The following is a 19020-nucleotide window of genomic DNA, read 5'->3' as shown; positions in this document are numbered from 1 at the left end:
GGGGAAGGGCGACGCCCTATGCGTCGCCCTGCGGCCAGATCAGGTACGAGCCGGAACCGCCGGCGCCTTGCCGGCATCGCGTTCCTGCTTGAAGGTATCGTCCAGCTTCTTGAGGAAGTCCGCAGGCTTCGCCTTCTTGAGCCAGACCTCTTCCATGCCGCTGACGAGATAAGTGTCCGTGGCGGGGGGCAGGAAGGTCCAGGTCGTGTAGCCGTATTTGCCGGCGGCGACGGCGCTTGCGAGCTGTTTCATGGTATCTTCGTAGAGAGGCAATACCTTGTCGGAGAGCTTAACCTTGGAGAGATCGGCGAGTGGCAGGTTCCATTCTCCCTGCCAGACCGAGTTCATCTTGCTGTAGTAGTCGTCCGTGAACATGTAGTCGAGAACGGCGGCGGCGCCGTCGGCATTGTCTGCCTTGGCGTTGATCGACAGTGTCGAGCCGATGCCGAGCGCGAAGATCGGATCGCCCTTCTCGCTCGGGAAGCCGACAAAGCCGGGTTCGGCGTTGTTCTGCGGGAAATAGGTGGGGATGTTGCTGAAATTCCACGTGCCGGTCGGCGCCATGCCGGCTTGCCCAGTGGCGATCTGCGCGAAAGCTTGCTCAAGCGTCAGCGAGAAATAATTGTCGCCGAAGTAGCCCTTGTCCCACCACTCCGCGAGCTTGTCGATCGAGTGTACGAAGGCCGGATCAGTCCACGGGATGGCGCCGGTCAACGCCTTGTAGACGTTTTCAGGTCCAGCGATCGAATTGAAGGCGATCGAGACATAATGTTCGTTGGCGGGGCGCCAGTCGGCATTACCGGCACCGAATGGCGTGATACCTTTGGCCTTCATCTCCTGCGCAAGTGCGTCGAATTCGGCAAGCGACGTCGGTACTTTCCACTTGTTCTGTTCGAACAGTGTCTTGTTGTAGAAGAGGCCAAGTGTCTCGTATGTCTTTGCCAATGCGTACAGCTTGCCGTTGTAACGGCCGAGATCGAGGAAAAGCGGCAGCAGGCGTTCGTTCCAACCATATTTCTTGGCGTAGTCGTCGAGTGGTAGCAGTTGGCCGGCTTGGGCCATCGCCGCGACATAGCTTGGGCCTGCCGTGAAGACGACATCGGGACCGGTGCCGGCGAGCATGGCAACGCGCAACTGCTTGTCGAGATCGGAGCCGCGGAAGTCGATGCTCAGGAGCTCGTCGGGATGGGCTGTATTGAACGGGTCGATCAGGATGTTCTTCAGATTGTCCTGGTTCTCGGGCGATGCCGATTCATACCAGAAGGATATCGGCTTCTGATCCGCCGCGAATGCGAGGCGGGACATGAGCGGCAAGGCGGCAAGGCCGAGACCGGCCTTCAAAACTGTACGTCTGTGCATAGTTACTCCTCCGATTTGTTTTATTCGTTGTGCGTCGAGCCTCGGACGATGAGATCAAAGGGCATTTCGACGGCTGTACCTGCACCGGTCTTCTCCCCTCGCAGACGGTCCATCAGTGTCTGCGCGGCACGTTCTCCCATTTTCCATTGAAACTGCGCGACCGTCGTCAGCGTCGGTGTGACGAGCTTGGCGGCGGAAATATCGTCGAAGCCGACGACGGCGATATCTTCCGGAATACGGATGCTGCGCTCGCGAAGCGACTGCATCACCCCGATCGCCATCAGGTCGTTTGCGGCAAAAATGGCGGTCGGTCGAAAATCGCCGCCAAGGATGGCCTCGGCTGCACGAATGCCGCCGAGCTCCGAAAATTCGTCATCGATGACGACATGATCGGAATGGCCCTGTTTTGCGAGGGCTTTGCGGTAACCCTCGATGCGGTGGGCTTGTGGCCCGCCGCGGCCCGCGACAAGTGCTATACGCGTGTGACCAAGGCCTAAAAGATATTCGGTTACCGTCTGGGCTGCCGCGCGACTGTCGACATAGATATCGTCGATCGGAATCTCGCCGCCGCGCTTCTTTGACGATTCAATCCGGACTATGGGAACGCCTGCCTCGACCAGCGGGCTGAAATCCTTGGCCTTCAGCGTGAAGAAGACCCCGATCACGCCGTCGACGCGACCCTGCCGTGCCCAATCAAGGAAATGGCGTTCGCGCTCCGGCGTGCCATCGGTGTTGACCGTGATGACATCGTAGTTCAGGCCATCGGCAACCGATTGTATGCCGCGGATCAGCGAGGGATAGAACGGATTGGTAATGTCGGGCACGATGCAGGCGATGGTCATCGAACGGCTCGTCTTGAGCGCCTGGGCAAACCGGTTCGGCACATAGCCGAGGTCTTTTGCCGCCTTGGTAATACGAGCCCATGTCTCCTCGGGAATGGATGCTCCGCCGCCGCTCAGCACCATGGAAACGGTGGCCTGCGAGACCCCCGCTGCCCGTGCGACATCCTTTTGTGTAGCTCGTCCGTTCGTCATTGATCGCTTACTTATACGTATTAGTGATACGTATCAATAGAAGGCGGTTTTTCTGATGTCAAGCATCAGGCGGAGGAGCTATCGGTCGTTTGTGGGAAGGCGCCAAAGTGCCTCTGGAAAGGCTCTTCGAGGTGGGCGCATGTTCGGTCTACGGTTGAGTTTGCCGATCAAAAATTCTATCTTCGCGAGATTCTATGTGGAATATTAGATAATTAGTTAATGACTGAGATTTAAAATACCGGCTATGGAGAAATCATCGCGTCGGCACGATCTGGATTTTGTCAGGGTGGCAGCATTCATGCTGCTGATCGTCTATCACGTCAGCTTAATATACAATTCCAGGGAATTCCTGCTGAAGGCTCCGGACAGCTCTTCCGCTTTCGACGTTATCCATTTGTGGACGCATCCCTGGCGCATGACGCTACTGTTTTTCATCTCCGGTGCCGTGACCGGCATTCTGCTGGGGAAGCATTCCCCCGGCATGTTGAGGAGCGTTCGAACGAGGCAGTTGCTAATGCCCTTTCTGGCGGGGATGCTGTTTCTCCTGCCGCCGCAGCTGTATGTCTGTCTGAATGCGATGGGGATGGACATCAGCCTTTCGAAGGTCTTTTGGGACTATTTGACCTTGACTCCGGTTTCCTTGCCGGATGGCGGGCAAGCATTGTTCATCGGTATGCAGCATCTCTGGTATTTGGTTTATCTCTGGAGTTATACCGTCATCGTCACGCTTGCCGTGGCGGCATGGCCGTCGCTGTTGCCGGCTATGGGAGATCGGTTGGCGCCCTGGCTGAGAGGCAAATGGGTGTTGATAGCGCCCGTTTTGCTGTTCGTCGGGCTGCGGCTGGTGTTGAGGCCGGTTTTTCCCCCGACGCTGGACTTTGTGACCGATTGGTACAGCCATGCCGCCTACATGGCCGCGTTTCTGATGGGCATCGTGATGGCAACGCGCGACGACTGCTGGGATGCCGTGGTCAATATGCGCAAACCGGCGTTGATCCTGACTGTCGCCTGCGCTCTCGCCTTGGTGCTGCTGTTTCCCGTCTTACCATCCACCGATCCGGAAATGTGGCGGCTGTCGGCGGGGAGGATGCTCGGCGGCGCGTTCCAGTGGTGCGCGATCGTCGCCGTTCTGGGCTATGCCAGAATTTTGTGCCGATCTGAGAACGCTGTGATCCGTTATCTCAACAGGGCGGTTCTTACCTATTATGTTCTCCACCAGACCATCATGCTGCTGATCGCCTATGAACTGGACCGTATGGGGCTCCTGTCCGCTTCAGCTTTCATTCCGATCGCTCTGGCCACATTGGCGATATGTGCTGTGGCATACGAGTTGAAGCTTCGCCTCGAGACTGTCGCGAAAACCATATTTCGCCCGCATGCCGCTTGATGTGGTTGACGGGCGGGCGGTCTGCTTCTCGGTCGATCATCAATGCTCGGGGGCCAGCCGAGCAACTGGCCCCGTTTTCTTTCACCAAATCCGACGACTGATGACGCCGCGCAAGATATGAACCGTGCCGGCTGTGAGAGGTCGAAGGCTTGTGCGTGTCGTTACCCCTCCCACCGCCGTCCTCTATCCCTGATCTGTTAGTGTACGGCACCCGATCCGCCGACCGCAACGATCGCGAAGGGTTGCCCTTCGACTGGGATGCTGCGGACTTCCTTCAGGGACTGGTTGTCGACCATGCGCACGAGACCGTGGCGAGGGTCGGTGATGGCGATGAGGCCGCCGGCCACGGCAAGGCGCGGTCGCGGGTCGCGCCAATGTCCGTCCTTGCTGTAAGGTTCGGTAACGGTCTGGGACTGGACGATCGCGCCTTTGACGACATCGAGAAGATGTAGTTTGCCGTCCTCGGTCAGAATGTAGGCATGCTGCGGCTTTGCCGGGTCGAGTACGAAGTCGACACGTCGCGTCGGCAGTTCGATAAGCTTGTAGGGCTCGGCCGCGTTGTCGGGATCGATCAGCACGACATTCTGTTCGCCATAATTACCGAGGAAGAATTGGATGGATGTGCCGCCGAGCAATGTCGATACCTTGCCCTTGGGGAGCGATGAACCATAGGCGAGCATCTGGATTTTCGGGCCGTCCGTGCCGCCGGGATGCGCGATGAGAACGCCTTCCTCGCAGCCAAAGGCAACCAACCGGGCAGATGTGGCTTCGCCGTGGAGCCCTGTGCAGGGCTTGATATCGCCGACCTGTTCACCCTTTCGGTCGAGGACGCGCAGGCCCAGACGTGGCGGCAATTCGCCCTCCTTGACGGGTGCTTCGACATTCGGTGCCGAAACAAGGAGATGATTGCCCATCGGAACGGCAACGCCGTGGTGGGCAGCCATCGTCTTGAATGCGCGGATGTCGGCTTTGCCTGTGACAAGGTCGCTTTCGGAGAGAAGGTCGAATTTGTCCTCACGGTCGAAGAAGATCGCGACATCATTGCCGTGCGTCACCACGTGGCCAGGCTTTTCGCCTTTGATCGATACTGAAAGTAGCTTCGGGTCGGAAAGTTCGATGTCGCGGTGCTCTCCATGATCGGAAAGGGATATGCCGGTGGCAATTGCGTTGACCACATTCTTTTCGCCTTGAACCGCAAAGACCGTCCGGCCCGACTGGCTAAGCGATAGCGCGGCATAGCCTTCGAGATCGAATCGGCCAATTTCCTTGCCGCTGGCCGCGTCGATCGTGCGGACGATTGGCAGGCTATGATCGGCGACGAACAGCCGCCAGCTTTCCGTCTCGTTTTCGTCGTCGGCGATGGACGGAAATGGAAAGAGCAAGGCGCAGGCAAGTGATGAAGCCGCCAGGAAGGTACCAGAACTTGTGCGAGGCATACGGAATCCTTTATGTAATAACATTACATATGCAACGTAATAGAGTAACGTGGCGCTTGTCCAGCCCTTGCGTGCAGGCTTCAAGCCAAATTATCTGTGTGTATCAGTATGGAAATCGGTCGTAGGCCGTCGAAGCAGTTGACGTAATTTTAACCTGGAATACTATATATAGTGTTCGAGGTTCCGCTGATTCGCAAGAATTGGAGGCTAAGATGGGAATCCGGTCGGCAAATATGATGCTTGTCAAGCCGGGGCTGCCCCCGCAACTGTGAGCGGTGAGCATTCGTTGGGTAAAGTCACTGAGGCCCTGTGCCTTGGGAAGGCGAGACGAATGTTTTGACCCGCGAGCCAGGAGACCTGCCTCGAATAACAGCGTCCACGGGCGGGGTGTCCGGTTGGCGAGCGATGGTTTGCGCGGCATGATTGCCGTCGTCGCTTCCCGAAGTGCCCCGTATGAATGATTTCGGGGTGAAGTGCATGTTCTTGAGTATCCATAGTCGCCCACGCGAATGACGGCCGCTTAAGCGTCCGGCTCCGGCTAGGCTTTTGCCACTATCTCCATCCCGACCAACGGGCATCATCCGGTGCCCGAACGATTTGCATGCCCACACCATACACGAGGATATCCAATGAGCATCACCGTTTACAGCAAGCCCGCCTGCGTTCAATGCACAGCCACGACCCGCGCCCTCGATCGCCAGGGTATCGACTACACCATAATCGACGTATCTGCCGATTCGGCGGCCTATGAGCTGGTGCAGGGTCTCGGCTATCGTCAGGTCCCGGTTGTTGTCGCCGGCGAACTGCATTGGGCTGGTTTCCGTCCTGACATGATCAGCGCGCTCGCCTGAGGAGCTGTGCGATGGGCGAGATCGTCTATTTCTCAAGCCGATCGGAAAACACCCATCGCTTTGTTGCAAAGCTTGCATTGCCGGCCGCCCGTATTCCGCTTGCTGCGGGAGACGAGTTTCGTGCGACCTCGCCCTATGTCCTCATCGTCCCGACCTATTGCGGCGAAGGAGGAAAGGGGGCCGTGCCCAAGCAGGTGATCCGCTTCCTCAATGATGCGGGAAACCGTTCGAACATCCGCGGGGTGATCGCCGCGGGCAACAGCAACTTCGGCGCGACCTACGGGATCGCCGGCGACATTATCTCCACAAAATGCCAGGTGCCGTATCTCTATCGGTTCGAACTTCTGGGCACGGATGAGGATGTCGCCAATGTCAGACACGGATTGGAACGATTTTGGACACGCTAACGCTTGACCGGCCAGCGAAGGCCACGGAAACGGCATTGGACTATCACGCCCTCAACGCCATGTTGAACCTCTATGACGAGCAGGGAAAGATCCAGCTCGACAAGGACCGCATGGCGGCCAAGCAATATTTCCTCCAGCACGTCAACCAGAACACGGTTTTCTTCCATAACCTTCGGGAGAAGCTCGATTATCTGGTAACGGAGGGCTATTACGAGCAGGAGGTGCTGGACCAATATTCCTTCAATTTCGTGCGCGATCTCTTCGATCACGCCTATGCGAAGAAATTCCGCTTCCCGACCTTCCTCGGCGCCTTCAAATATTACACCAGCTACACGCTGAAGACCTTCGATGGAAAGCGCTACCTTGAGCGCTACGAGGATCGCGTCTGCATGGTGGCGATGACGCTGGCGCAGGGCAGTGAGCAGATTGCCCACGATCTGGTCGACGAGATCATCTCCGGCCGCTTCCAGCCGGCGACGCCGACCTTCCTCAATGCCGGCAAGAAGCAACGCGGCGAGCTGGTTTCCTGCTTCCTGCTGCGTGTCGAAGACAATATGGAATCGATTGGCCGCGCCATCAATTCCGCGCTGCAGCTGTCGAAGCGCGGCGGCGGCGTCGCTCTGTCGCTCACCAATATCCGCGAGGCCGGTGCGCCGATCAAGCACATCGAGAACCAGTCGTCTGGCATCATTCCCGTGATGAAGCTGCTGGAAGACTCCTTCTCCTACGCCAACCAGCTTGGCGCGCGGCAGGGTGCAGGCGCCGTCTATCTGAACGCCCACCACCCGGACATCATGCGCTTCCTCGATACCAAGCGCGAAAATGCCGATGAGAAGATCCGCATCAAGACGCTGTCGCTCGGCGTCGTCATCCCTGACATCACCTTCGAGCTCGCGAAGAATAACGAGGACATGTACCTCTTCTCGCCCTACGATGTGGAGCGCGTCTACGGCGTGCCGTTTACCGAGGTTTCGGTGACGGAGAAGTACCGCGAGATGGTAGCCGACAGCCGAATTCGCAAGAAGAAGATCAAGGCGCGCGAATTCTTCCAGGTGATCGCCGAGATCCAGTTCGAGAGCGGCTATCCCTACATCATGTTCGAAGACACGGTGAACCGCGCCAATCCGGTTGCCGGCCGCATCACCATGAGCAATCTTTGCTCGGAAATCCTGCAGGTCAGCGAAGCCAGCGAATACAGCGACGACCTTTCCTACAAGCACATGGGCAAGGACATTTCCTGCAATCTCGGCTCGCTCAACATTGCCGCCGCGATGGACAGCCCGGATTTCGGCAAGACGATCGAAATGTCGATCCGCGCGCTGACGGCCGTCTCCGACATGAGCCACATTTCGTCGGTGCCTTCGATCGAAAAGGGTAATGACGACAGCCACGCCATTGGTCTCGGCCAGATGAACCTGCACGGCTATCTCGCCCGCGAGCGCATCTTCTACGGCTCTGAGGAAGGCGTCGATTTCACCAATATCTATTTCTACACGGTCACCTATCACGCCATCCGTGCTTCGAACCGGCTTGCGGTCGAGCGCGGCCAGAGCTTCAAGGGCTTCGAGAATTCGAAATATGCCTCCGGCGAATATTTCGACAAATATACGGAGCAGGAATGGAAGCCGGCGACCGAGCATGTCACGGAAATCTTTGAGAAGGCCGGCATCGCCATCCCGACGCAGGAAGATTGGCTGGCATTGAAGAAGGCTGTGATGGAAGGCGGGCTCTATAACCAGAACCTGCAGGCCGTGCCTCCCACAGGCTCGATCTCTTACATCAACCATTCAACCTCTTCGATCCATCCGATCGTATCGAAGATCGAGATCCGCAAGGAAGGCAAGATCGGCCGCGTCTATTATCCGGCCGCCTTCATGACCAACGACAATCTCGACTACTACCAGGATGCCTACGAAATCGGACCGGAAAAGATCATCGATACCTATGCGGCAGCGACGCAGCACGTCGATCAGGGCCTGTCGCTGACGCTGTTCTTCCGCGATACCGCGACAACCCGCGATATCAACAAGGCGCAGATCTACGCCTGGAAGAAGGGTATCAAGACGATCTACTACATCCGCCTTCGCCAGATGGCGCTGTCCGGCACCGAGGTGCAGGGCTGCGTTTCCTGCGCGCTTTGATGACCGGTTTGAAAAAGGACATTCTCATGAACATGCAATTCAAGCCGGCAAGCCGCGTTCGCGCCATCAACTGGAATCGTATCGAAGACGACAAGGATCTCGAGGTCTGGAATCGCTTGACCGGCAATTTCTGGCTGCCGGAAAAGGTGCCGCTGTCGAACGACATCCAGTCCTGGGCGACGTTGAAGCCGGAGGAACAGCAGCTCACCATCCGTGTATTCACCGGCCTGACGCTGCTCGACACGATCCAGAACGGCGTCGGTTCGGTCAAGCTGATGGCCGATGCCGCAACGCCGCATGAAGAGGCCGTTCTTTCGAACATCTCTTTCATGGAAGCGGTGCACGCGCGTTCCTATTCGTCGATCTTCTCGACGCTTTGCCTAACGCCCGATGTCGACGACGCCTACCGCTGGTCGGAAGAGAACGAGTTCCTGCAGCGCAAGTCGACGCTGATCATGGAGCAGTATGCCTCGGGCGATCCTTTGAAGAAGAAGGTCGCAAGCGTCTTTCTCGAAAGCTTCCTGTTCTATTCCGGCTTCTATCTGCCGATGTTCTGGTCGAGCCGCGCCAAGCTCACCAACACGGCCGACATGATCCGTCTCATCATTCGCGACGAAGCCGTGCATGGCTATTATATCGGCTACAAATTCCAGCGAGGTCTCGAGCGGCTTTCGGAAGAGCGCAAGCAGGAAATCAAGGATTTCGCCTTTGACCTGCTGCTCGAACTCTACGACAACGAAGCAAAATATACCGAGGCGCTTTATGATGGCGTGGGGCTGACCGAGGACGTCAAGAAGTTCCTGCATTACAACGCCAACAAGGCGCTGATGAACCTCGGTTACGAAGCGCTTTTCCCTGCCGAGGCCTGCAAGGTCAATCCGGCTATCCTTTCGGCGCTATCGCCGAATGCGGACGAGAACCACGACTTCTTCTCGGGCTCCGGATCTTCCTACGTGATCGGCAAGGCTGTCGCGACCGAAGACGAGGACTGGAACTTCTGAGATTGCGTCTCCCGTAACTTGGATAAGCCTCTATCATTTCCGATCGCAGTCATTCGGCTGCGATCGTTGTCGCGAAGCGCAGCTCGCAATAGTTGTTTTGCGCTTTGCAGATTCGTCAAAATCTCATGATACGCCTCGCTAAGGACGTTCGGCCCCCGGACGATTCGCGCGCATCTCCGTGAGGTGAGGACGTATCATGGACTATGCCGACTACATCGCCGATCCCTTGCGCGACTGCGCGATCGTTGTTCATCGCGGTGTCTGGCGCGCTGCACCGGAAAACAGCTTGCTGGCGATCGAGCGGGCAATTTCAGCCGGTTACGATGCAGTCGAGATCGACGTGCGACGCAGCAGCGACGGCGAGTTCTTTCTCCTGCATGACGATACGCTGGCGCGGACGGCGGACCTTGCCCAGGAGGCAGAAGGGTTGACGCTCCACCAGCTGTCGAGCCTGCATCTGCGCGATCGTGACGGCGGAGAGACGAACCGGATGACCGGAGAGAGGCTGCCAAGCCTGAAGGATGTCTTCGACCTCACGCGCGGACGCATTTTCCTGCATCTCGACGTCAAGCGCAGAGACGTGATTCCAGGCGTGATCGCATGCGCCCGCGCCATGGGTGTTGATCGGGAAGTCGATTTCTGGGGCGACCTGAAAACTCAGGACGATCTTGCATGGGTCCGCGACAACATATCGCCGGAGATGGTTCTGTTCATGGCAAAGACACGCCTGGGGTCTCCTGATGCCGAGCGCCAGCTCGATCTTCTGTCCGAGCTCAACCCGCTTCTGTGCGAAATCTACTTCGACAGTCTGGATCAGCTTGCGGCGCGCAGAGCGCTGTTCGACAAGGCTGGTATCAAACTATGGGTCAATACGCTCGATTCCGTATCCTGCGCTGGATTCACGGATACAGCCGCACTGGACAATCCCGCGGCGATCTGGGGCCGGTTGATCGATGCAGGTGTTTCCGCCATCCAGACGGACGAGGCCGAGGCGCTGAAGACCTACCTGAAGACGCGCCGGGTGCAGCTTTCGACGTGATGTTTGCCAAGCCGCTCGCGTCGCTGCTGCCGTTTGCGCTCGAGTGGCGCTGCCAGCCTTTATTCGAAGATGCAAATGGCCGGCCCTAGCGGATAGAGCCGGCCACTGAACCGTCAGACCTTACCGGCCTAAAGCGGGATTATTTGTTGAGCGCATCCTTCAGCGCCTTGGCCGGCGTGAAGGAGAGCTTCTTCGAGGCAGCGACCTTAATGGTTGCGCCCGTTCCCGGATTGCGCGCTTCGCGTGCCGGCGTGTCCTTGACTTTGAACTTGCCAAAGCCCGGGATCGAAGTTTCTGCGCCGGATGTTGCAGCTTCGGTTATGGCTGCAAAGACGGCTTCGACAATCGCCTTGCTCTGGACTTTGGTAAGCTTGTGGTCGGCAGCAATCTTGTCTGCGATTTCATTGGTAGTGGTCATGAGGCTTCCCCCGCATTGATGACACCGGAATCATTTCCATTGCCGATGTCCATTGTCACCTGGAGTTCTGTGCGGAAAGGCCCAGAATGCCTGTATTTCCACAGGTTCCGACGTATTGGAGCCATTTCCCCCAACTTTTGTCGGTGAATCCGGAGGGCCGGTCGCCGTGCAGCACGGCATTAGGACGCCGGTCGCGCCTCCTGCTGCGCCGCCCGAATCTGCCGCGAGAGCTGATATTCAGGCCCCAGCCGTGCCTTTCGGACGGGTCGGATATCTGGGCCTGTGCAATCAAGACTGGCCATTCGCGGTCGGGGCGTATAGTGCCTGGTCATGACGAAAGGTGGGAATAGGCCATGGAAGACGAGATCAGAATAGACAATCGTGGCGACTTTGGTCTCTGGGCCATAGAGGTCGCAAAGCAGATCATCGGCGAGCAGGGCTTCGAGCTTGCGAGGGCTGCGCGTGATGGCACGGACGACGATGTCCGCGCCGCCGGCAATGCGCTTGGGCAGGCAATTACCAATGCATTGATGGAGGTTTACGACGGCCTGCTTAAAAAGCTCGATGAGCGCTAGAGTGCTCTGATCGGCCGGAAAGGCCGGAATTTTAGGAGGCTTGCGGTTAGTGCAAGCAAGGATCAGGTCGCTCGGCCGAGGTGTCGGCATGCCCAGGATTGAAATTTAACGGGTTGCCAACTTACAATCGCAACCTGGCGTCCCCATATAGCGGCGGAAACGATTTTTCTGCCCAATGACAGGAGAGCCAATGCTGAGTGCAGTACCGCGTTTTGCCAAGATCGCAGCCATCGTCGTCCTTGCCGCCGCTTCATCTTTAGCGACCTTTGATGCTGCCGATGCGCGTCGGGCAGGGTCAAGCGGGTTCGGAAGTCGCGGGACGCGCACTTTCGATACCCCGGCCGTTACGAGGACCGCGCCCACACAGGCAGCTCCGGTCGATCGGACGATGACGCAGCGGCCGCAGCAGCAAACAGCGACCCAGCCGCCGGTCGGCGCGCCGCAGCGCCCGGGTCTCTTTGGCGGCTTTGGTGGGTCGATGATCGGCGGTTTGATCGCCGGCGGCCTGCTCGGCATGATGCTCGGCCACGGGTTCGGTGGCGGCATCGGCTTCCTTGGTATGTTGCTGCAGATCGGCCTGATCGTGCTGCTGATCAGTTTTGCCATGCGCTTTTTCGCAAACCGCCAGCGTACGCAATATGCCGGCCCGGGCTCGGCGTCACCCTACGCCATGAATCCGATGAACAACGCGAATGCATCGCCGCGCCCATCCTTCTCCATCCCGTCCATTGGCGGTGGAGCGGCAGCCGCGCCGAAAGCACGCGAGGCCAATGACGAGATCGGACTGCAACAGGCCGATCTCGATCGCTTCGAGCATCTTCTCACCGAAATCCAGTCGGCTTACGGGAAGGAAGATTATGCGACGCTGCGTCATCTGACGACGCCGGAAGCCATGTCCTATCTTGCCGAGGAACTGGGCGAGAATGCCACGAACGGCGTCCGCAACAGCGTCTCGGACGTCCGCCTGCTGCAGGGCGATATCGCCGAAGCCTGGCGCGAGGACAATGCCGAATATGCGACGCTTGCCATGCGCTACTCGAGCATCGACGCGATGGTCGACCGTGCGACCGGAAAACTCGTCGACGGCGATGATCGCAATCCTTCGGAAACGACGGAGCTCTGGACCTTCGTGCGCAAGCCCGGCACAGACTGGACGCTTTCCGCGATCCAGGGTACGGGCGAGCATTAAGCCTGAACTGATATTTGCTGATGAGATTGCCCCGCACAAAAGCCGGGGCAATCGGTTTGATAGCCTCTGATGTCGATCGTCAGCGAAGCTATTTCAATGCCGCGCGGAGATCCTTTTTCGAGCGGGGAACCCGGTCGATGGCGAGTTTGCCCGCGTGATCGCGGATGGAGCTGTCCGATCCCCTTACCAACAGGAGCTCGATGGAAGCGGCGTCTATCGCGTCGGGCGCCGCAACATGCAGAACGGTCTGTCCGGTATTGTCGACTGCATTGATGTCGATGCCCTGTGATAGCAAAAGATCCAGTATGGCGACTTCATTAGGGAAACCGGCGCGGATGGCACCTCGTTGTCTATATAGCCTATGCAACAGCGTGCCGCCGTCCGGCATACGCTCCAATGGATCAAGGCCATAAGGTTCCATCAGCTTGAAGGACGAGACGCTTGTTGCGTAGGCGAGCGTTGGAAAGCCCTCACCATCCCGTTTGGCCGGATCGGCTCCCAGTTCCAGCAGCGTTCGGGGGAGTTTGATGCCTCGCAGGTCGCCAAGCATCAGGGATGATTGAAGCGGAGTGTAGACTGGGTCGGTTTCGCTTTTGCGTCCGTCGGGCGAGGCCAAGGCGTCGATATCTGCTCCGGCGTCCACGAGCACCCGGGCGGTATCGGCCGAACTTGTATAATGGAGGGGTGTCTGACCGCCCGGTGTTCGTGCATTCGGATCTGCGCCGTGACGGATGAGGATACGCGCTACATCGGGATCGGCCCACATCAACATCGTCGTGCCGTTATCCCAGCGTGCGTCCGGGTCGGCGCCTGCGTGAAGAAGCTTCTCCAGCATGGCCAGATAATCTTCCCGGCTGATATAGGCAGCAAGATCGCTTGCGATTGTCTTTTCCGTCTGTTCGGCGAGAATTGCGCGGATCTCGGAATCCATTCCTTCACCGTCCCAAAATCCCTTATTTTCCTCACGCAGTCTTTTTTCCAGTTGCTCACGCGATGCTGCAACAAATCTGCTGCGTCGGGTAATGAGGAGGTGCAGCGGCCAATACCGCTCGCTTTCCCAGCCGTTGACGCGCCCGCCGTTTGCGATGAGCCACTCCAGCGTAGAGAGCGAGCCGTTCGAGATCGCTTCGGCGACAGCAAGGCGGCGCGTATTCAAACCCGCACCCATTGCGACGAGCCGTTCAGCCAGGACAATGTTGTTCTGACGGATGGCATAGGTCAGCGCGGTCGGGAACTCGTCATTGTAGGAGGGGTACTCGAGCGGCCAATTGGGATTCCAGACCACATCCGGCCGAGCCCCAGCCGTCATCGCAGCGAGTGCAGCTGCCGTGTCGCCGCTTTGGGCAGCTTCCAGAAGTGTCCGCTCGGAATCGGTCTCTCCCAAGATCACGGGTGGCGGTTCATCGCTGGTTACGGCGGCAGGGTCGCTTTCCAGCCACTGCCGCCATTCGCGCCCGCCAGCACTGTCGGCGCTCAGGTAACAGCGGTCCTCATCCCAGGTGCCGAAGCGAGCCCAGGAAGCCCATTCGGTGCCGGCCTGTCCGAGTTTTGCCATTTCGGTGATGAAGGTGAAGAAATCCGGTGCGAGGGCCTGTCCGTGCAGCACTGCCAGCTCGTGGCTGAAGTAGCGCACCGGATGCGGGCCGTCCGCCGCGCGCATGTCGATCGTCAGCATGTCGCCGTTGATAAGCTCATAGAACGGAAATTGTCGTTCCCACATTTCCGGTGTGTTGGGCGCCTCGGCTTCTTCGACGGTCGCCAGATCGCGTTTCCAACCGAGGAAGTTGGGGATCGCGCGGCTTTCGATCTGATCGATGTCCCAGATCGCGCCGCGATTAAGGCTTGATGTCGGAAACTGGCGTTGCTCCATCGGATGGAGGTGCGAAGGAATGTGCCATTCAAACTCGACGTTGGCGGAATATTGCGCCAGCACCTGGCGCAACTGCATGGGCATGGCCATGCCGATGGCATCCTCGATGCGGCGTAGCGCACCTTCGCTTGCGGGCGGACTTATGGATAGTGGCGTAAGATTCCAGCCGCGCCTGCGCGCAATCTCCTCCATCCATCGCCAATCTGCCTGCCAACGCTGCCATAGCTCGTCCATCATTTCGCCTCCGCTGCCGTGATCGGTGATATGCCTTGGCCCCAAGTCATATCGAGCCTACCAGAACTTCCCTCGATATAGCGTGACGGGCTCCGGCGGCCAGTTCGCCGGGGTTATTTGGCCTGCGACTGTTCGTGTCCCAGCGCGGGAGGCTTGCCGTAGAAGCGGCTGCCCACTGTGGAGACGATGCCGCATTGATCTTGACTCATCGGGTTCCGCCATTATTGTGAGTATGTGGAAACGTTACCACATTGGGAGGAAAGAGATGAAATCCGCGCGGCTCAACCGCCTGTTTGGCGTGTCCGGAAATTGCTTCGACGTTGCAATCGATCACGGCATGTTCAATGAGCGGACCTTTCTCGCCGGCATCGAGGACATGCGGACGGCGATCAGGGTGATTGCGGATGCCGCGCCCGATGCCATCCAGCTTCCGCCTGGAACTGCCCCCATTTTGCAGGCGATCCCCGGCAAAAATCGTCCGGCGCTGGTTTTGCGCACGGATATTGCCAATATCTACGGTAATCCGCTGCCCTCGGCGCTGTTTTCCGAGATGATCGACAGGGGTGTGGAGCAGGCGGTGGCGCTCGATGCCGCCTGCGTTGTCGTCAATCTCCTGATGCTGCCGGATCAGCCGGAAGTTTACCGCGCCTGCGTGCGCAACGTGAACAGCCTCAAGCGCGAATGCGAAATCTATGGCATGCCGCTGATGGTCGAGCCGCTGGTCATGCAGGATAATTCCAAGGGTGCCTACATGGTCGATGGCGCGATCGACAAGATCTTGCCTCTGGTGCGTCAGGCCGCCGAACTTGGCGCTGATATTATCAAGGCGGACCCCTGCGACAACGTGCAGGAGTACCATCGCGTCATCGAGATCGCTCAGGGGCTTCCCGTTCTGGTGCGGGGCGGTGGCCGCGTATCGGATCAGGAGATCCTGACCCGCACCAAGCAGTTGATGGAGCAGGGCGCCCGCGGCATCGTCTATGGCCGTAATGTCATCCAGCACAATAATCCGGCCGGCATGACACGTGCCCTGATGGCGATCGTCCACGAGGGGGCTTCCGTCGACGATGCCGCGCGACATCTCGCCTGACGCATCCTGGGAGGAGTAAACATGAAAAAAGTATTCCGCTTCGGCGTTATCGGCTGCGGCTTGATGGGACGCGAATTCGCAAGCGCTGCCGCGCGCTGGCTCCATCTTGCCGATACGAGGGCGCGACCGGAAATCGTCGCCGTCTGCGATACCAATCCGGCACTTCTGGATTGGTTCAAGGACAATGTGCCGTCGGTTCGGCAATTCACCGGCGACTATAAGGAGCTGCTTGCCAATCCGGATGTAGACGCCGTCTATTGTGCCGTGCCGCATGTGATTCACCAGCAGTTCTATGTCGATATCCTGAAGGCCGGAAAGCATCTGCTTGGGGAGAAGCCTTTCGGCATGGACGCGGCTCAGAACCGCGAGATCATGGCGGTTCTTGCTGAGAACCCCAAGCTTCTTGTCCGCTGCTCGTCGGAAATGCCGTTCTTCCCCGGCGCGCAGAAAGTCATCGCACTCGCCGAAAGCGGCGAGATGGGCGATATCCTTGAGGTCGAGGCGGGCTTCCTGCATTCCTCCGACATCGACAGGCAGAAGCCGATCAACTGGAAGCGTATGGCCGATATCAACGGCGAGTATGGCTGCATGGGCGATCTCGGCATGCATGTCCTGCATGTGCCCCTGCGTCTCGGCTGGCGTCCGCAGACCCTGCATGCGCAACTGGTCAAGAAGATCACTGAGCGGCCGGATGGCAAGGGCGGCATGGTGCCGTGCACGACCTGGGACAATGCGACGATCAGCACGCGCGTCAGCGCGGGCGATCAGGATTTTCCGATGGTGCTGAAGACCTGGCGTATCGCGCCGGGTGAGGCCAATACCTGGTACATTCGCATCCTCGGCATGAAGAAGAGCGCCTTCTTCACCACCAAGTCGCCGCGTCAGTGGCAGTGGATGGACTATAGTGGTGGCGCGCAGGCCTGGAGCACCGAAGACCTCGGATACGGTTCGCTCTTCCCGGCAATCACCGGAAAGATCTTCGAGTTCGGCTTTGCCGATGCCATCCAGCAGATGTGGGCCGCTTTCGTCGATGAGCTGGCAGGCGGAAATGCCAACGGCTTTGCCTGCGCCACGCCGGAAGAAGCGCAGGCTCATCATGCAGTGCTAACAGCGGCGTTGAAATCCGGCCGTGAGAACATTGTGGTACCGGTCGACTATGAAGGAGCGACCGTCCGATGAAGCGTTCCGAGATCAACGAAGCGCTCACGCGCGCAAGCAAGACCCTTGAACATTGGCGCTGGTCTCTGCCGGAATGGGGCTACTGGTCAGCGGCGGATTTCGCCGCCAATCGGGAAGCGGCGCGCTATCTGCGTCGCCATCAGCTGGGTTGGGACGTCACGGACTTCGGCTCAGGCCGGTTTGCCGAATGTGGCCTCGTGCTCTTCTGCCTGCGCAACGGCATCGTCGGCGTGGAAGGCGAACGCACCTATGCCGAAAAGCTGCTTTTCGTCGAGGAAGGGCAGGTGACGCCGACCCATCGCCATCAAGCCAAGATGGAAGACATCATCAACAGGGCCGGCGGCGATCTCGTCATCGAATTCGCTGCGACGGATGCCGAGGGCAATGTTCTGCCCGACGATGTGACGGTTCCGGTCGATGGTCTGCCAAAGAAGCTCACCGCGTGGGAACCGTTGGTTCTCTCGCCCGGCCAGAGCGTCACGATCCACACCGGGCTCTATCATCGCTTTTACGGTCGCAAGGGCGGCGGGCCTGTCTTCGTCGGCGAGGTCAGCCAGGTCAACGACGACAACAGCGACAATTACTTTCTGGAGCCGATCGGGCGCTTCGCCGCGATCGAGGAGGATGAGCCGCCACTAAGGCCACTGTGGAATGAGGCGGGCGGCTGATGCGAACCGGGGAGGAGGTTCGCACTAGTGAAAGGAAAAGTGGAGGAGGCATCGTCTGCGCGGGAAACTTCATTGTCGACCGCGTCCATACGCTGTCCTATTGGCCCGAGCAGGGTAATCTCGCTCACATCGTCCACCAGGATGTCGGCGTTGGCGGTGGCGCTGCCAATGTCGTCACTGATCTCTCGTCGCTGGGCTTTCCCGCAAGATTAGCCGCGGCCGGCTGTATCGGCGCGGATATAGACGGAGAGATCGTCAAGACGCGCCTTCAGGGCGCCGGCGTCGATGTCGGTGGTCTGCAGGCGCTTTCGGATCGCGCGACAGCGCACACCCATGTCATGAATGTGCCGGGTCAGAACCGCACCTTCTTCTATCATGGCGGTGCCAATGACGCGGTGACGGATGCGCTCGTTACGCCGGCGACCTTTGCAGGCTCCGGCTACCGGTTGTTCTATCTTGGCTATCTGATGTTGCTGCCCGGTCTCGACGCGCTCGATGCCGATGGTCGTTCGGGAGCATCGCGGCTGCTGGAGGCCGCGCGCAATGCCGGCCTGACCACCTGTGTCGATTTCGTTTCCAGCGAGGACACGGAGTTTGCGGCCAAGGTCGGTGCGGCTCTGCCATATTGCGATTTCATCGTCATCAATGAGATCGAAGCCGGGCGGGCAACCGGCATTACCGTGCGCGGCGTAGAGGGAGAGTTGGACGAGGCAGCGCTTCTGGCAGCCGGCGAGCGGCTGCTCGTGGCGGGCGTTGTCAAGGGAGCGATCATCCATGCCCCGGAAATCTGCATCTGGTTTGCGCCGGGGCGCACACCGGTTGTCTCCCGTTCTCGACCGGTCGATCCGGCAGAGATCGTCAGCACCGTGGGCGCGGGCGACGCATTCTGTGCCGCCGTGCTCTACGGTCTGCATGAGGATTGGCCCATCGAGCGTATCTGCGCCGTTGCTCATGCCGCCGCCGCACGTTGTCTTGGTGGAGCGACCGCGACGGATGGTATTCCCGACATGGCTGTGCTTCTCGAGGATGTGAAGGGGACACCGCCGGTATGCGCTCAAACATGATCGGGGCAAAGCGCGGTGCGGATAATTGGATGCTATGGCGCTCATCGGGCGAGCGCAGTAGCATCGGCGAATCGGTCC

17 protein-coding genes and 1 riboswitch are annotated in these 19020 nt (G+C 58.8%); of the genes, 12 read left to right on the top strand and 5 right to left on the bottom strand.

The window, feature by feature from the left end; all coding sequences use genetic code 11:
- Positions 1–39 precede the first annotated feature (39 nt).
- Together BJ928_RS14145 and BJ928_RS14140 are read right to left on the bottom strand one after the other, a co-directional pair.
- Positions 40–1359 carry an extracellular solute-binding protein gene (locus tag BJ928_RS14145; protein ID WP_047629958.1) on the bottom strand — a complete coding sequence of 440 codons (1320 nt, stop codon included), beginning with the start codon at positions 1357–1359 and terminating at the stop codon, positions 40–42.
- Between the two features lie 20 nt (positions 1360–1379).
- Entirely contained in the window at positions 1380–2393 is a 1014-nt protein-coding gene (locus tag BJ928_RS14140; protein WP_047629954.1) for a LacI family DNA-binding transcriptional regulator, read from the bottom strand.
- 244 nt (positions 2394–2637) lie between these two features.
- On the opposite strand from BJ928_RS14140, the gene BJ928_RS14135 reads away from it, so the two are divergent.
- Positions 2638–3780, top strand: a complete 1143-nt coding sequence (locus tag BJ928_RS14135; RefSeq protein WP_047629951.1) for an acyltransferase family protein — start codon at positions 2638–2640, stop codon at positions 3778–3780.
- Positions 3781–3977: 197 nt separating this feature from the next.
- Here the strand turns inward: BJ928_RS14135 and aztD are convergent, their stop codons facing one another.
- Positions 3978–5216 (bottom strand): zinc metallochaperone AztD, encoded by a 1239-nt coding sequence (aztD, locus tag BJ928_RS14130; RefSeq protein ID WP_047629949.1) that lies wholly within the window; start codon positions 5214–5216, stop codon positions 3978–3980.
- A gap of 161 nt (positions 5217–5377) precedes the next feature.
- Positions 5378–5596, top strand: a riboswitch (cobalamin riboswitch).
- A 249-nt stretch (positions 5597–5845) separates the two neighbouring features.
- Between aztD and nrdH the strand changes: the two genes are divergently transcribed.
- The 5 genes from nrdH to BJ928_RS14105 all read left to right on the top strand — a co-directional run bounded on the left by nrdH (position 5846) and on the right by BJ928_RS14105 (position 10655).
- Positions 5846–6067, top strand: a complete 222-nt coding sequence (nrdH, locus tag BJ928_RS14125) for a glutaredoxin-like protein NrdH (RefSeq protein ID WP_047629947.1) — start codon at positions 5846–5848, stop codon at positions 6065–6067.
- Positions 6068–6078: 11 nt separating this feature from the next.
- On the top strand, positions 6079–6474 hold the full coding sequence (gene nrdI, locus BJ928_RS14120; RefSeq protein ID WP_047629946.1) for a class Ib ribonucleoside-diphosphate reductase assembly flavoprotein NrdI: 396 nt from the start codon (positions 6079–6081) through the stop codon (positions 6472–6474).
- Complete coding sequence (nrdE, locus tag BJ928_RS14115) at positions 6462–8615, top strand: class 1b ribonucleoside-diphosphate reductase subunit alpha (protein ID WP_047629945.1); 2154 nt, start codon at positions 6462–6464, stop codon at positions 8613–8615. The genes nrdI and nrdE overlap by 13 nt, the downstream gene beginning before the upstream one ends.
- A gap of 26 nt (positions 8616–8641) precedes the next feature.
- The gene (nrdF, locus tag BJ928_RS14110) at positions 8642–9616 is read left to right on the top strand and encodes a class 1b ribonucleoside-diphosphate reductase subunit beta (RefSeq protein WP_047630469.1); all 975 of its coding nucleotides are present in this window, start codon (positions 8642–8644) and stop codon (positions 9614–9616) included.
- 196 nt (positions 9617–9812) lie between these two features.
- Positions 9813–10655, top strand: coding sequence for a glycerophosphodiester phosphodiesterase family protein (locus BJ928_RS14105; RefSeq protein ID WP_047629943.1), 843 nt, complete (start codon positions 9813–9815; stop codon positions 10653–10655).
- Positions 10656–10794: 139 nt separating this feature from the next.
- Here BJ928_RS14105 and BJ928_RS14100 read toward each other — a convergent pair whose 3' ends face one another.
- On the bottom strand, positions 10795–11073 hold the full coding sequence (locus tag BJ928_RS14100) for an HU family DNA-binding protein (RefSeq protein WP_047629941.1): 279 nt from the start codon (positions 11071–11073) through the stop codon (positions 10795–10797).
- Positions 11074–11426: 353 nt separating this feature from the next.
- Between BJ928_RS14100 and BJ928_RS14095 the strand changes: the two genes are divergently transcribed.
- The gene (locus BJ928_RS14095) at positions 11427–11648 is read left to right on the top strand and encodes a hypothetical protein (RefSeq protein ID WP_047629939.1); all 222 of its coding nucleotides are present in this window, start codon (positions 11427–11429) and stop codon (positions 11646–11648) included.
- A 190-nt stretch (positions 11649–11838) separates the two neighbouring features.
- Positions 11839–12837 (top strand): Tim44 domain-containing protein, encoded by a 999-nt coding sequence (locus BJ928_RS14090; RefSeq protein WP_047629938.1) that lies wholly within the window; start codon positions 11839–11841, stop codon positions 12835–12837.
- Between the two features lie 88 nt (positions 12838–12925).
- Here BJ928_RS14090 and BJ928_RS14085 read toward each other — a convergent pair whose 3' ends face one another.
- Complete coding sequence (locus BJ928_RS14085; protein ID WP_052227542.1) at positions 12926–14944, bottom strand: ankyrin repeat domain-containing protein; 2019 nt, start codon at positions 14942–14944, stop codon at positions 12926–12928.
- Between the two features lie 262 nt (positions 14945–15206).
- On the opposite strand from BJ928_RS14085, the gene BJ928_RS14080 reads away from it, so the two are divergent.
- The 4 genes from BJ928_RS14080 to BJ928_RS14065 are packed head-to-tail and all read left to right on the top strand — an operon-like array spanning position 15207 to position 18942.
- On the top strand, positions 15207–16031 hold the full coding sequence (locus BJ928_RS14080; RefSeq protein WP_047629937.1) for an aldolase: 825 nt from the start codon (positions 15207–15209) through the stop codon (positions 16029–16031).
- Positions 16032–16052: 21 nt separating this feature from the next.
- Positions 16053–17210: a Gfo/Idh/MocA family oxidoreductase gene (locus tag BJ928_RS14075; RefSeq protein WP_047629936.1), complete on the top strand. Its 1158-nt coding sequence runs from the start codon at positions 16053–16055 to the stop codon at positions 17208–17210.
- Positions 17207–17878, top strand: coding sequence for a D-lyxose/D-mannose family sugar isomerase (locus BJ928_RS14070; protein WP_047629935.1), 672 nt, complete (start codon positions 17207–17209; stop codon positions 17876–17878). The genes BJ928_RS14075 and BJ928_RS14070 overlap by 4 nt, the downstream gene beginning before the upstream one ends.
- The gene (locus BJ928_RS14065; RefSeq protein WP_047629934.1) at positions 17878–18942 is read left to right on the top strand and encodes a carbohydrate kinase family protein; all 1065 of its coding nucleotides are present in this window, start codon (positions 17878–17880) and stop codon (positions 18940–18942) included. The genes BJ928_RS14070 and BJ928_RS14065 overlap by 1 nt, the downstream gene beginning before the upstream one ends.
- Positions 18943–19020 lie beyond the last annotated feature (78 nt).

This window comes from Rhizobium sp. WW_1, assembly GCF_003610155.1.
Taxonomy (GTDB): Bacteria; Pseudomonadota; Alphaproteobacteria; order Rhizobiales; family Rhizobiaceae; genus Rhizobium; species Rhizobium tropici_A.
Note: the sequence above shows the minus strand (reverse complement) of the source record. Positions and strands in the feature narration are given on the sequence as shown.

Coding starts and splice junctions, on each gene's coding strand:
- BJ928_RS14075 (WP_047629936.1), top strand. CDS start 16,053: ATGAAAAAAGTATTCCGCTTCGGCGTTATCGGCTGCGGCTTGATGGGA.
- BJ928_RS14085 (WP_052227542.1), bottom strand. CDS start 14,944: ATGATGGACGAGCTATGGCAGCGTTGGCAGGCAGATTGGCGATGGATG.
- nrdI (WP_047629946.1), top strand. CDS start 6,079: ATGGGCGAGATCGTCTATTTCTCAAGCCGATCGGAAAACACCCATCGC.
- nrdH (WP_047629947.1), top strand. CDS start 5,846: ATGAGCATCACCGTTTACAGCAAGCCCGCCTGCGTTCAATGCACAGCC.
- BJ928_RS14095 (WP_047629939.1), top strand. CDS start 11,427: ATGGAAGACGAGATCAGAATAGACAATCGTGGCGACTTTGGTCTCTGG.
- BJ928_RS14135 (WP_047629951.1), top strand. CDS start 2,638: ATGGAGAAATCATCGCGTCGGCACGATCTGGATTTTGTCAGGGTGGCA.
- BJ928_RS14065 (WP_047629934.1), top strand. CDS start 17,878: ATGCGAACCGGGGAGGAGGTTCGCACTAGTGAAAGGAAAAGTGGAGGA.
- BJ928_RS14090 (WP_047629938.1), top strand. CDS start 11,839: ATGCTGAGTGCAGTACCGCGTTTTGCCAAGATCGCAGCCATCGTCGTC.
- nrdF (WP_047630469.1), top strand. CDS start 8,642: ATGAACATGCAATTCAAGCCGGCAAGCCGCGTTCGCGCCATCAACTGG.
- BJ928_RS14105 (WP_047629943.1), top strand. CDS start 9,813: ATGGACTATGCCGACTACATCGCCGATCCCTTGCGCGACTGCGCGATC.
- BJ928_RS14145 (WP_047629958.1), bottom strand. CDS start 1,359: ATGCACAGACGTACAGTTTTGAAGGCCGGTCTCGGCCTTGCCGCCTTG.
- BJ928_RS14080 (WP_047629937.1), top strand. CDS start 15,207: ATGAAATCCGCGCGGCTCAACCGCCTGTTTGGCGTGTCCGGAAATTGC.
- BJ928_RS14140 (WP_047629954.1), bottom strand. CDS start 2,393: ATGACGAACGGACGAGCTACACAAAAGGATGTCGCACGGGCAGCGGGG.
- BJ928_RS14070 (WP_047629935.1), top strand. CDS start 17,207: ATGAAGCGTTCCGAGATCAACGAAGCGCTCACGCGCGCAAGCAAGACC.
- aztD (WP_047629949.1), bottom strand. CDS start 5,216: ATGCCTCGCACAAGTTCTGGTACCTTCCTGGCGGCTTCATCACTTGCC.
- BJ928_RS14100 (WP_047629941.1), bottom strand. CDS start 11,073: ATGACCACTACCAATGAAATCGCAGACAAGATTGCTGCCGACCACAAG.